The organism is Buttiauxella sp. WJP83 (genome assembly GCF_027594725.1).
Taxonomy (GTDB): domain Bacteria; phylum Pseudomonadota; class Gammaproteobacteria; order Enterobacterales; family Enterobacteriaceae; genus Buttiauxella; species Buttiauxella selenatireducens.
In genome coordinates this window covers 2,718,981-2,732,361 of record NZ_CP110080.1, presented here as the reverse complement: position 1 = coordinate 2,732,361, position 13,381 = coordinate 2,718,981, and the positions used below count along the sequence as shown (strand labels likewise).

General features: G+C 49.7%; 8 protein-coding genes. 3 read left to right on the top strand and 5 right to left on the bottom strand.

The window, feature by feature from the left end:
- The 4 genes from OH773_RS12610 to ppsR form a co-directional block, all read right to left on the bottom strand.
- Positions 1-1,977 carry a TonB-dependent hemoglobin/transferrin/lactoferrin family receptor gene (locus OH773_RS12610; protein WP_270139157.1) on the bottom strand — a complete coding sequence of 659 codons (1,977 nt, stop codon included), beginning with the start codon at positions 1,975-1,977 and terminating at the stop codon, positions 1-3.
- 206 nt (positions 1,978-2,183) lie between these two features.
- A complete protein-coding gene (gene hemP, locus OH773_RS12605; RefSeq protein ID WP_270139155.1) occupies positions 2,184-2,348 on the bottom strand; it encodes a hemin uptake protein HemP in 165 nt (54 codons plus the stop codon).
- 172 nt (positions 2,349-2,520) lie between these two features.
- Positions 2,521-3,567 carry a 3-deoxy-7-phosphoheptulonate synthase gene (locus OH773_RS12600; RefSeq protein WP_270139153.1) on the bottom strand — a complete coding sequence of 349 codons (1,047 nt, stop codon included), beginning with the start codon at positions 3,565-3,567 and terminating at the stop codon, positions 2,521-2,523.
- Positions 3,568-3,726: 159 nt separating this feature from the next.
- Positions 3,727-4,560, bottom strand: a complete 834-nt coding sequence (gene ppsR, locus OH773_RS12595; protein WP_270139151.1) for a posphoenolpyruvate synthetase regulatory kinase/phosphorylase PpsR — start codon at positions 4,558-4,560, stop codon at positions 3,727-3,729.
- 286 nt (positions 4,561-4,846) lie between these two features.
- Here ppsR and ppsA point away from each other — a divergent pair, with 286 nt between their 5' ends.
- Complete coding sequence (gene ppsA, locus OH773_RS12590; protein WP_270139149.1) at positions 4,847-7,264, top strand: phosphoenolpyruvate synthase; 2,418 nt, start codon at positions 4,847-4,849, stop codon at positions 7,262-7,264.
- 54 nt (positions 7,265-7,318) lie between these two features.
- Here ppsA and OH773_RS12585 read toward each other — a convergent pair whose 3' ends face one another.
- Complete coding sequence (locus tag OH773_RS12585) at positions 7,319-8,719, bottom strand: glycoside-pentoside-hexuronide (GPH):cation symporter (RefSeq protein WP_270139147.1); 1,401 nt, start codon at positions 8,717-8,719, stop codon at positions 7,319-7,321.
- A 295-nt stretch (positions 8,720-9,014) separates the two neighbouring features.
- On the opposite strand from OH773_RS12585, the gene OH773_RS12580 reads away from it, so the two are divergent.
- The gene (locus OH773_RS12580; protein WP_270139145.1) at positions 9,015-11,399 is read left to right on the top strand and encodes a glycoside hydrolase family 3 N-terminal domain-containing protein; all 2,385 of its coding nucleotides are present in this window, start codon (positions 9,015-9,017) and stop codon (positions 11,397-11,399) included.
- 86 nt (positions 11,400-11,485) lie between these two features.
- Complete coding sequence (gene gss, locus OH773_RS12575) at positions 11,486-13,363, top strand: bifunctional glutathionylspermidine amidase/synthase (protein WP_270139143.1); 1,878 nt, start codon at positions 11,486-11,488, stop codon at positions 13,361-13,363.
- Positions 13,364-13,381 lie beyond the last annotated feature (18 nt).

The window sequence follows — 13,381 nt, the reverse complement described above, 5'->3', positions numbered from 1 at the left end:
TTACCATTGATAACTAACAAAGATTTTGCCGTTACGGCCATCTTGAGGGATCCCTTGTGGCGACCAGTATTCCTTGTCAAAGGCATTACCCAGCACCAGGGAGGTGGTCAGCCCGCGCAACTGTTGTTGGCCTTGATAGCTGATATAGAAATCGTTCACGCCGTAACCGGCTTGTTCGCTGTAGCTACTGCTGATATGCGTGGATTTGTCAGCAAAAGTACCGACCCAGCCCACGGAGAAGCCGCTTTGTGCAACCGGAATGTCAAGAACGCTGGTTACCGTGTCCGGGTTCAGGCTGGAAATCCACTCGCCGGTATCTTCGTCTTTACCACGGGTACGGTTATAAGCCAGGTCCAGGCTGAACCATGCGCTGGTATATTTCGCCGTCATATCCCAACCCCAGATTTTGGCGTTAGGTACGTTGTAAGACATGGTCGTTGCTTTGGCGAAGTCGACAGTGGTGGAGATGTAGTCTTTTGCTTTGGTATCGAAATAGCTCGCTTTAAATTCGATGCCATCGTCAGCCAGCATTAAATCGTCGAAGCGCAAACCAAAACCGGCTTCTTGCGTGGCATTGGTTTCAGGACGCAGATTAGGATTTGGCACCCAATAGTTGGTGTAACGCGTGCCGATAGAAAAGTGTTTAGCATCGTTGTACATCTCGCCCATGGTAGGGGCGCGGAATGCCTGAGCGTAAGAGCCAAACAGCATCAGCCAGTCGGTTGGTGTGATTGAAAGCGCACCACGAGACGACCATTGATCGGCATTAACATCTTCATAGCCGTCGCTGCTGCCGCTGTAATTGTCATAACGGGTACCGGCTAAAATGGATACCGGCAGGTCACGCAGCGTGATTTCATCTTGTAGCCAGCCAGAACCAAAATCGATATTGGCCTGTGGGAAGCCTGTTGTATTACCGCCGGGCTTTTGATCCTGGCGATAATATTCCCCACCGTATGTCAGCAAATGTGCGGCAAAGCTGTCGTTAAACAGGCGGCTACGGTTTTCTAATTTTGCGCCACTGGTGGTTTGTTTACGGAATTCTGCACCGTCGGTTTGGCCCTGAGCATTGATGCGTGCTTCAGACCAGTAGGCGGTGGCATCGGCATTCAGCCAGTCGCTTTGCTCAGGCCCAATATGATAGTTAAGCTGTGCATCGCGCTGAATGGTAGAACGGTCAACCATTGGATTGCTGGGATCAGCCGTGGTGACCTGAGGGTTTTTAGGTTCCTGAGCGGCGTTATTGTAATAACGCAAAGAGCCCGCCAGAGACTGTGCCGGGTCGATGAACCAGGTACCTTTGGTCAGGAAGTTGTTAATACTTTCATCGTTCGGCGCTGTTTCACCGTCGCTCTGGCGAATGTCACCACGATCGCGGCTTGACCAGGAGACCAGACCATCGAAATCATCAGTGCGGCCAAATGCGCTGGCACCCATGCCTACGCTGTGGTCGCCGGTGCCGCCGGTGGCAAACACGCGGTAACCGCTGTTCTGGCCTTCATACAGTAAATCGCTGGCATCAGCCGTTTCATAAGAAATCACCCCGCCCAGTGCACCGCTGCCGTACAACAAGGCGGCAGGGCCGCGCACCACTTCGATACGTTTGATCAACGCAGGATCAAGAAACGTGCTGTTGAGGTGTCCGGTATCTGTCCCCTGGCGAACCCCATCAACCAGCATTAAAACACCACGGCGATCGTAGCCACGCATGCTGACATCCTGCCCATTAGTACGCCCGGTGCCGGAAACCGTTATCCCCGGGACTTTACGTAACATATCGGCGGCGGAAGAAGAGGTTTGAGCTTCAGGGGTATTGGCATCAATGACGGTGACCATCATTGGGGCTTCAAAAGTGCTGCGTTCGTTACCGGTAGCTACCACGGTAACCTGATCGTCTTTCGCACTGGCAGGTAGGGCAGTAAAAATCGCGACAGTCAGTAATGACAGACGGAATCCGACTGTGTGTAAAGCAGGCATGCGCAAATCTCCATAGGAAAATTAAAAGCGCTGGCTGCCTGGGGAATACCTGGGTGGCTTGCGTAATATTGGTTTTGGTTTATGTAACCCGAGCGACTTCAAGATGCAGGTAGGCGGCAATCGAGAGAATCCCGATGAGCTTACTCAAGTAAGTGATTCGGGTGAACGAGAGCAGCCAACACCCCTGCAGTTTGAAGGGCGACGGGTTATTTGGTCAGAATTAGCTTTCCAGCCTGGGTCTGACGTAACTGATATTGCTGGCCTTCGTGGACAATAACCACGCGTCCGTCAGGGCCGAGTAATATTTTGCTGTCTATCTGACGGGGAACGGCCGCAGATTGCGGATTCGTAGAGGTGAAGTTTTTTTCCATGTTTCACTCGGTATGCAAATGACAATCAATGTAACAATGATAATCATTATCAATAAACTATGTTTCATCATCAAGTGTTATTTGTAAGAAATTTGTGAATAGATCAATTTTGGACTAATGGAATAGAAACGGGGAATCACCTTCCCCTGGCGGAGAAGGTGTAAAGCATCAATCAAAAACGACTGTTTGTGGCGTCTGCCAGCATATCGAGCAGCGTTTTCGTGTCATCCCAGTTCAGGCAAGGGTCGGTGATAGACTGGCCATAGACCAACGGTTTACCCGCAACAATTTTCTGCGTCCCTTCCTGGATGAAGCTCTCAGCCATTACGCCAGCAATGGCGCGCGAACCATTACGAATTTGGTTACAGACGTCTTCACACACTTCCAGTTGGCGGCGGTGCTGCTTCTGGCAGTTACCGTGGCTAAAATCGATGACCAGTTGCTCTGGTAAATCAAACTCATGCAGGCTATCGCACGCCGCAGCAATGTCGGCTGCATGGTAGTTTGGCTGTTTGCCACCGCGCATGATGATATGGCCGTAAGGGTTGCCACTGGTTTGATAAATGGTCATCTGACCGTGTTTATCAGGCGACAGGAACATATGGCTGGCGCGGGCTGCACGAATCGCATCAACGGCAATGCGCGTATTGCCGTCAGTACCATTTTTGAAGCCGACCGGGCAAGAGAGTGCGGAGGCCATTTCACGATGGATTTGGCTTTCCGTGGTACGCGCACCAATTGCGCCCCAGCTAATTAAATCGGCAATATACTGCCCGATCACCATATCCAAAAATTCGGTGGCAGTCGGTACACCCAACTCGTTCACCTGCAAAAGTAAACGACGAGCCTGCTCAATGCCATGGTTCACGCGATAGCTACCGTTCAAGTCAGGGTCGGAAATCAAGCCTTTCCAGCCCACAACGGTGCGCGGTTTCTCAAAATAGGTACGCATCACGATTTCAAGGCGATGCTGATGTTGTTCCCGCGCCGCTTGCAAACGGTGGGCATAATCCATTGCCGCATCCAGGTCATGGATTGAGCAAGGGCCGACAATCACCAGCAGGCGGTTATCTTCGCCATTGAGGATCTTTTCGATACGACGACGGGAGGCTGTTACGTTTTGTGCGACCTGTTCAGATACAGCCAAACGCTGTGCCAGTTCCGCAGGCGTAACCAGACTGTCGATGCGCGCGGTGCGCAGTTCATCTGTTTTATTCATTGGATGTCTCAGAAATTTTGTCTTCAGCTCGGCAAAAGTACCGGGAAGTGATGGCAGTCACGATAAACCAATTTATGTTGAATTCAACCGTAAAACTGAATCGTGACCACCAAATTCTGTACAGCCTACCATACAAAATCGCACCTTTGCACTAGTTTGTTAGTACATGCGACGATTCAAACCCATGATATCGAGGATCTTGGTTGCCATCTCTTCAACCGAGTAATTGGTACTGTTGAGATAGCGGATCTGATTCTTACGAAACAGGGCTTCAACTTCAGCCACTTCAAGGCGGCACTGGCGCATTGATGCGTAGCGGCTGTTTTCCCGACGCTCTTCACGGATAGCCGCGAGGCGTTCTGGATTGATAGTCAGGCCAAACAACTTGTGCTGCAGCGGTTTAAGTACCGCAGGGAGTTGAATGTTATCCATATCGTCGGCGATAAACGGATAGTTTGCGGCCCGAATACCAAACTGCATCGCAAGATACAAACTGGTCGGTGTTTTTCCACAGCGTGAGACGCCCAACAAGATAACCTGCGCCTGATCGAGATTTCGCATCGAAATGCCGTCATCGTGGGCAAGTGTGTAATCAATTGCCGCAATACGCGCATCATATTTAATTAAATTGCCAGGATTTAAGCCGTGGGTACGATGGGCAATGGGCGTCGGGTCAAGTTTCAATTCTTGCTGTAAAGGGGCGACCAGTGCCTGCACGATATCCTGACAAAAACCTTCACTTTGCAAAATAATGTCGCGAATTTCTGGCAATACGATGGAGTAGAACACCAACGGTCGCACACCCGTTTGCTGGTAAATCGCATTAATCTGCTCTCTGACGGCATTGGCGCGACTTTCGTTTTCCACAAACGGCAACGTAATGCTGTTAATCGCGACCGGAAACTGCGACATCACCGCGTGTCCGAGTACTTCAGCGGTGATGGCGGTGCCATCGGAAATATAAAAAACTTGCCTGTCTACTGTGATATCCATTTTTCAGTCCTGTAAGTGGCAACGTCTGGCAGAAGCATAAATTAAAACTCTCCATCCTGGATCAATCTCATTGGATTTTTAAAAATGAAACGTAGTTTTTATTTTTAATGAAATGTGGAGTTCAATTTTTTTAACGGCTTAAACCATTATTACGTTAGGGATTAAACGAAGAATCAATAGGTTATGTGAAACGTAAATAAATCTGAAAATTTCAAATTTTTATTTTGCTTGAACGATTCACCGGTTTTATTCCTGCCTGCAATTATGCCAATCTAATGGGGATGTAATGTGTTTCTGGTACCCATTCATATATCACAAAAGGATTGTTTCGATGTCCAACTCGTCACCGCTGGTGCTTTGGTACAACCAACTCGGCATGAATGATGTAGAGAAGGTCGGGGGCAAAAATGCCTCTCTGGGTGAAATGATTACAAACCTTTCAGGTATGGGTGTTTCCGTACCGAATGGTTTTGCCACCACGTCCGAAGCGTTTAACTTATTTCTTGACCAAAGTGGTGTGAACCAGCGTATCTATGAGTTGCTGGATAAAACGGATATTGATGATGTGACTGCGCTTGCAAAAGCCGGTGCGCAAATCCGTCAATGGATAATCGATACGCCATTCCAGCCTGAGCTGGAAAAAGCCATCCACGATGCCTACGAACAGCTTTCCTCTGACGATGCTGACGCCTCTTTTGCCGTACGTTCTTCCGCGACAGCAGAAGATATGCCAGATGCTTCGTTTGCCGGACAACAAGAAACTTTCCTCAACGTACAAGGTTATGACGCGGTGTTGGTTGCCGTGAAACACGTCTTTGCTTCTCTGTTTAATGACCGCGCTATCTCTTATCGCGTTCACCAGGGTTACGACCACCGTGGCGTTGCGCTCTCTGCTGGCGTCCAGCGCATGGTGCGTTCTGATCTCGCATCCTCCGGCGTGTTGTTCTCCATCGATACCGAATCGGGTTTCGACCAGGTAGTGTTTATCACGTCCGCTTACGGGCTGGGTGAAATGGTTGTACAGGGCGCGGTTAACCCGGACGAGTTCTACGTGCACAAGCCTACGCTTGCTGCCGGTAAACCGTCGATTGTGCGCCGTAATATGGGTTCGAAAAAGATCCGCATGGTTTATGCCCCAAGCCAGGAGCATGGCAAGCAGGTTCGTATCGAAGACGTGCCGCAAGTGGATCGCGATAAGTTCTCTATTACGCCGGATGAAGTGCAGGAACTGGCGAAACAAGCGGTACAAATCGAGAAACATTATGGCCGTCCGATGGATATCGAATGGGCTAAAGATGGACATACCGGCAAGTTATATATTGTGCAGGCGCGTCCGGAAACTGTGCGTTCCCAGGGCCAGGTGATGGAGCGTTACCAGTTGCACGATCACGGCAAAATTATTGCCGAAGGGCGTGCTATCGGTCATCGCATCGGTGCCGGTCCGGTAAAAGTTATCCACGACATCAGCGAGATGAACCGTATTCAGCCGGGTGATGTGTTGGTGACTGACATGACTGACCCGGATTGGGAACCTATCATGAAAAAGGCGGCCGCGATTGTCACTAACCGTGGCGGCCGTACCTGTCATGCGGCAATTATTGCTCGTGAGCTCGGCATTCCTGCGGTTGTGGGTTGTGGCGATGCGACCGAACGTATGAGTGATGGCCAGAACGTAACGGTTTCCTGTTCTGAAGGCGATACCGGCTACGTTTATGCCGAACTGCTGGATTTCAGCATTAAAAGTTCGACAGTCGATACCATGCCGGACCTGCCGCTGAAAATCATGATGAACGTCGGTAACCCTGACCGCGCCTTTGATTTTGCCTGTCTGCCAAATGAAGGTGTGGGGCTGGCGCGTCTGGAATTCATCATCAACCGCATGATTGGCGTGCATCCACGTGCGTTGTTGGAATTTGACCAGCAAGAGCCTGCATTGCAAAACGAAATCCGTGAAATGATGAAAGGCTACGACGATCCCGTTGAGTTTTATGTCGGTCGTCTGACTGAAGGGATTGCGACATTGGGCGCGGCATTCTGGCCTAAGCGCGTGATTGTGCGTCTGTCTGACTTCAAATCTAACGAATACGCCAACCTGGTGGGTGGCGAGCGTTATGAGCCGGAAGAAGAAAACCCAATGCTGGGCTTCCGTGGGGCTGGTCGTTATGTGTCCGACAGCTTCCGCGATTGCTTCGCGCTGGAATGCGCTGCCATGAAGCGCGTGCGTAATGAAATGGGCCTGACCAATGTCGAGGTGATGGTGCCGTTCGTGCGTACCGTTGCGCAGGCTAAAGCTGTCGTTGAAGAACTGGAACGTCAGGGTCTGAAGCGTGGCGAGAATGGGCTGAAAATCATCATGATGTGTGAGATCCCGTCAAACGCCTTGTTGGCTGACGAGTTCTTGCAATATTTTGACGGTTTCTCCATTGGTTCAAACGACATGACCCAACTGGCACTGGGACTGGACCGCGACTCTGGCGTGGTTTCTGAACTGTTTGATGAGCGTAACGACGCAGTGAAAGCGCTGTTGTCGATGGCAATCAAAGCGGCGAAGAAACAAGGTAAATACGTCGGCATCTGTGGACAAGGGCCTTCTGACCATGAAGACTTTGCTGCCTGGTTGATGGAAGAGGGGATTGATAGCCTTTCCCTGAACCCGGATACCGTGGTGCAAACCTGGTTGAGTCTGGCAGAAACGAACAAGTAATTATCTTCACGTTAAAAAGGCTCCTCATTGCTGAGGAGCCTTTTTTTTACCACTTTATACCGACGCTTTTGGGCTCATGACTCCAGTCACTTCACTTTCGCTCTGGAATTTCCCGGTACGCAGGTCGCTCACAATACTGTTCATTCGCTCTTCGGTAAGTTTGTAATAACGAATCGAAATTGCAGTAATTATGTAGAAAATAGCAGGCAGTACGGTAAACAGAATCAATACGCCACGTATAGCCTCGGCAGATTGTTGCTCTACACCAGCCTGGTAACCAAACCATGCCAGACCCCAACCTGTTAACGCCCCACCAATTGCTACACCTAATTTAATGATGAAGATATTTGCGGCAACATTCATCCCTGTAATACGGCGTTGTGTTTTCCACTCACCATAGTTATTAGCATCGGTAATCATTGACCATTGCAGCGGAGCATTAATACCCTGCAATATATTAAGGGCAATATGGACAATAAAAGCAGGCATCCAGTAATGAGTCGGCAAAACTAAGAACAATAATCCCACCACAGCACTGAGTACGTTTACCCAAACCGAAGCGCGGATTTTACACATCCAGCTACCGAGATGTTTTGCAAACAAGCTACCAAATACTGCAGCTATAGTGGTAGCAAGCATAAACATAGAAATAATGCCACTGCCCTGATTAAGAATATATTGCACGAAATAAACCAACAGGCTGCCACGGACTACCACGCCACATAACATCGCCAAATTATAAACCGACAGAATACGCCACTGGTCATTTTTTAATAACACGCGGACATCGCGCATAATATTCAGGTTTTCTTCTTTAACCGGTGTAATACGTTCGCGGGTGGTCAGGAAACAAATCAGGAACATGATACAACCAATGACCCCGAAGATGCCCATCGCCCATTGCATGCCTGTTGCCCGGTCGCCCGGAGCAATAAAATCAGCTAACGGCAGAATCAGCGCTGTACCCATCGCGCCACCAATTGGCGCAATAGCAAAACGCCAGGACTGCAACGAAAGGTTTTCTTGTGGATCGGAGGTAATTGCCGCACCTAATGAGCAATAAGGAATATTAATCGCCGTGTACATTATTGTCATGAATATATAAGCAAGAACGGCATAAACGATTTTACCGGTTTGGCTGAAATCTGGTGTTGAATAAACCAGCACGCAACTGACGGCAAAAGGAACACAAATAATCAATAACCAAGGACGGAATCTTCCCCAGCGGCTTTTAGTCTGGTCAGCAATGGCTCCCATAATGGGGTCGGTAATTGCATCCAACACCCTGACGACTAAAAATAAAGTCCCCATCACTGCTGGGGGTAAACCATAAATATTAGTGTAAAAATAAGCTAAAATGGCAACAGAGGAATCAAAAACGATGTGACTTGCTGCATCGCCCAACCCAAAGCCAAATTTTTCTTTGTTAGTCACTCTTTCAGTTAGCACCGACATACATTCACCTTTATTAAGAGCCGGAATATGCCACTAGTTATATGTGGTGAAGGTTAAGAGGAGTATTATAATTTTTCATTTGTGTTTTATGTTTCTTATCAATTGTGACGGAGTTATCTCTAATCCCCTCAGGTTCTTACTGAATTACCCTGTTAGCCAGAATATTTTTGAATCCCATCACACTTATGGCTAAAAACTAAAAAACATAAACTTACTGGGTATTCTGACAATTGTTTGTGGTTTCATTCATCACTCATATTGATGGTTGGAACTCATCTCTTGAAAGGGGAATACTATGCCGGCCATTTATAAGGAAGCTCACCGCCCGATTAGCGAACGTGTCAGCGATCTACTTTCGCGCATGACAGCGGAAGAAAAGTTCGCACAAATGCATGCGTATTGGCTGATTTTATCCAGCGACGGTCATCATCGTGAACGTACCGATTTAAGCGATGAGTTTGCCGGAATCACTGAACAGGCTGGGCTCACTGAGCGGTTGAAGTTAGGTGTTGGGCAAATCACAAGACCTCTAGGCACTCATATTGTGGATGCAAAAGAGGGTGTGCGTGCAGCCAATCGGTTACAGAAAACCCTGGTTGAAGAATCCCGACTGGGCATTCCGGCACTGTTCCACGAGGAGTGTTTAGTTGGATTGTTGTGCAAAGACGCCACGCTTTTTCCTTCATCCCTTAACTACGGCTCCACCTGGGATGTAGATCTCATTGAGCGCGCAGCGGCAGCCATTGGCGATGAGGCCCGCTCGACGGGGTGCCATCAGGGGCTTGCCCCAGTGCTGGACGTGTCACGCGATGTGCGATGGGGGCGAACAGAGGAGACATTTGGTGAAGATCCGTGGCTGGTCGGCATGATGGCTACGCATTATGTGAGAGGTCTGCAAGGCAAGAATCGCGACCTGCTGGCGACCCTGAAACATTATGTCGGGCACTCGTTTAGCGAAGGAGCGCGTAACCATGCGCCAGTCCATCTGGGATTTTGCGAACTGAACGATACCTTCCTGCTGCCATTCGAAATGGTGGTGAAGATGGCCAATGCCGGATCGGTCATGCCTGCCTATCACGATATTGATAATCAGCCTGGGCACTCAGATGAATTCTTGCTGACGACGCTATTGCGTGAACAATGGGGGTTCGATGGGCTGATTGTTGCCGATTATGGCGGTGTTAGCCTGCTGCATCAGCATCACGGTATTTCGCACGATGCGGCAGAATCAGCGGCGCTGGCCTTCAATGCTGGTTTGGATGTGGAACTGCCAAAAGATGATTGCGCACGCCATCTGGGACAGGCGGTCGAGCGCGGTTTAATCACGATGGAGAAAGTGGATGAAATTGTCGCGCGCGTTCTGAAAGAGAAATTCCGTCTTGGCCTGTTTGAACACCCTTATCGCGATGAGAATGGCGTGGCGCTGCAAACGGAATCCACCAAACAAATTGCCCGTGAAGTGGCAACGCGTTCTATCACAATGCTTGAGAATGACGGCACTTTACCGCTCAAAGGGCCTTTGCGTGTGGCTGTTATTGGGCCTACAGCCGACGATCCGCTGGCGCTGCTAAGTGGATATAGCTTCCCGGTACATCTGATCATCAGCGATATGCTGGAGCAAACTTCGCAGGTGGTAACACCGCTTGAGGCACTGCGGGAATGCCTGGGGAGCGACAATGTAAGTTACGCCAAAGGTTGTCACATCATCGAAAAACGTATGGCGGGTGCACCCGTTTTCCCGGGTGACAGCGGCAGTAAACCGATGCAATCTTCTCCTGTTTCAAACGACGTTTCGTTGATCCCAGATGCAGTGAAAATCGCTCAACAAAGTGATGTAGTTGTGCTGTGTGTGGGTGATCTATCCGGGTTATTCCAGAGTGGCACCGTCGGTGAAGGTTCAGATACTGACAGCCTGGTGTTACCGGGCGTACAGCAGCAATTGCTGGATGAACTCATTCAAACAGGCAAACCGGTGGTAGTGGTGATGACGGGAGGCCGGCCTTATAACCTGGGTGGCCAGGAAGATAAGGTTGCGGCACTGCTGATGGCCTGGGCGCCAGGGCAGGAAGGCGGGCACGCCATTGCCGATGTACTTACCGGGCGTGCGGAACCCGGTGGCCGGCTGGTGGTTTCCATTCCCAAAAGTGCGGGAGCGATGCCGTATTACTACAACCACAAACTGAAGAGCGGTGGCACACCCTTTGCGTTCCACTTTGGTTCCCGCTATCCGTTTGGTTTTGGTAAAACCTGGACGGAGTTCGACTACAGCTCGCTGCAGTTTGCCCATGAAGACGTGGCCAGTAAAGAGGGTGAAATCAGTGTGAGCATCACTGTCAGTAACAGTGGAACCGTTGCCGGAAGCGAAGTGGTGCAGCTCTATGTGCATGACAAAGTGGCATCCATGGTGCGCCCGATTCAGGAGTTAAAAGCTTTTCAGCGTGTGCATCTGGAACCGGGTTGCAGCGCGCGCCTCACGTTTAGCATTCCGACGGATATGCTCAATTTCACCCGCCGTAATGGGGATCGCGTGGTGGAACCTGGAGAGTTTGAGATCCGTATTGGGGCCTCAAGCGGGGATATCAGAAACGCTGGAGTAATACGAGTCAGTGGTGATACACGGGTCATTACCGGTAAGTGGCGGATGGTAAGTCATTGCGAGGTAGAGCATCTTTACGCTTAAGGTTCCTTTTTGCCAAACGAAGCGCGTAAGATAAATGCTTATCCTTGCTGTCGGGATGGCAGCGATAAATGTGTAAGGCTGTTGTCATGAGTGTAAGCACTACTGAAAGCCATGCTCCTTTTGGTGCGTTATTAGGCCATGCCCCAGGCGGTGTGGCCATCTACTCCTCCAATTATGATTCGCTTGACCCCAATACCTGGCCGGATGATACGTGGTTCAGACATTATCTTGACCACGAATATATGGGTTATAAGTGGCAATGTGTCGAGTTTGTGCGCCGCTTTCTCTATCTCAATCACGGAATGGTTTTCACCGATGTCAGAATGGCATATGAAATCTTTTCGTTGCGTTATCTGCGTCAGGTCGTTAATGACAATATTCTTCCTCTTCAGGCATTTGCCAATGGTTGTGAACGTGCTCCAGTTGCGGGGGCGTTGCTTGTCTGGCAAAAAGGAGGGGAATTTGAGAATACTGGGCATGTGGCGGTGATTACCCAGGTTCTGGCCGATAAAGTCAGAATTGCTGAGCAAAACGTCATTCATCGTCCACTCCCTGTTGGCCAGCAATGGACCCGCGAACTGGCGCTGAACTATCAGGACGGGAAATACTTCATTCAGGACACCTTTGATAATACCGAGATCTTAGGCTGGATGATCCAAACGGCAGATAGCCAATACAGTATTCCGCAACCGGAAATATCAGCCGAGTGTCTGGCAATTCAATGCAAACAGGTGGATGACAAAGGACAGTTTGCGGGCCCATGGCTGGATGAGAGCGATCCGGTCGAGTTGGCTTACGTTCAGGCCAAAGAGGGGCACATTGTTAACGCCAACCCATATCGCTACTTTACACTTTCCCACAGTGCTGAGCAGGAGCTCATTCGGGCCACGAATGAGTTGCATCTCATGTATCTGCACGCCACGGATAAAGTGCTGAAAGATAATGAACTGCTGGCGTTGTTCGATATTCCCGAAGTGTTATGGCCTCGCCTGAGACTCTCCTGGCAGAATCGACGTCATCATATGGTCACAGGGCGGCTTGATTTCTGCATGGATGAACGCGGGTTGAAAGCCTATGAATACAATGCAGACTCAGCATCTTGCCATACCGAGGCCGGTTTGATTCTGGCTAAATGGGCACAGCAAGCGGGTGTGACAGAAGGCAGCGATCCGGGCGAAGGTTTGTTTAATGCGCTAACCAATACCTGGAAACATAGCTATGCGCGACCTTTCGTCCATATTCTCCAGGATAACGACGCCGAAGAAAATTACCATGCGCAGTTTGTTCAACGCTCACTGGCTAAGGCGGGGTTTGAAAGTAAGATTTTGCATGGTCTGGAACAGTTGCAATGGGATGCAACCGGGCAACTGGTGGACGCAGAACATCGTCAGGTTAATTGCGTCTGGAAGACATGGGCTTGGGAAACCGCACTGGAGCAGTTGCGAGCGGAGAGTGAAGCCATTTATGCCGGAGTACCGATTCGTACGGGGCATTCTCAACATGACGTAAGGCTGATAGATGTATTGTTGCGCCCTGAAGTGATGGTCTTTGAGCCGTTATGGACAATCATTCCCAGCAACAAAGCAATACTGCCTGTTTTATGGTCACTGTTCCCTCACCATCGTTACCTGCTGAACGCTGATTTTGAACTCAATAAAGAGCTTGAGCAAAGTGGCTATGCCATTAAACCGATTGCCGGACGATGTGGCAACAATATTGGGCTTATCAGCCACCAGGAGCAAGTTCTGGACGAAACATCCGGCAGCTTCTCCGGCCAGAAAAATATCTACCAACAACTCTGGTGTCTGCCAAAAGTGGCGGGGCGCTATGTTCAACTATGCACGTTTACCACCGGTGGACATTACGGCGGTGTATGCGTCCGTTCAGAAAGCAGCCTGGTGATAAAAAAAGAGAGCGATATCGACCCGTTACGGGTTCTGAGCGACGAGAACTTTGTGAAGTAACGTTCAGTAAAGTGAATG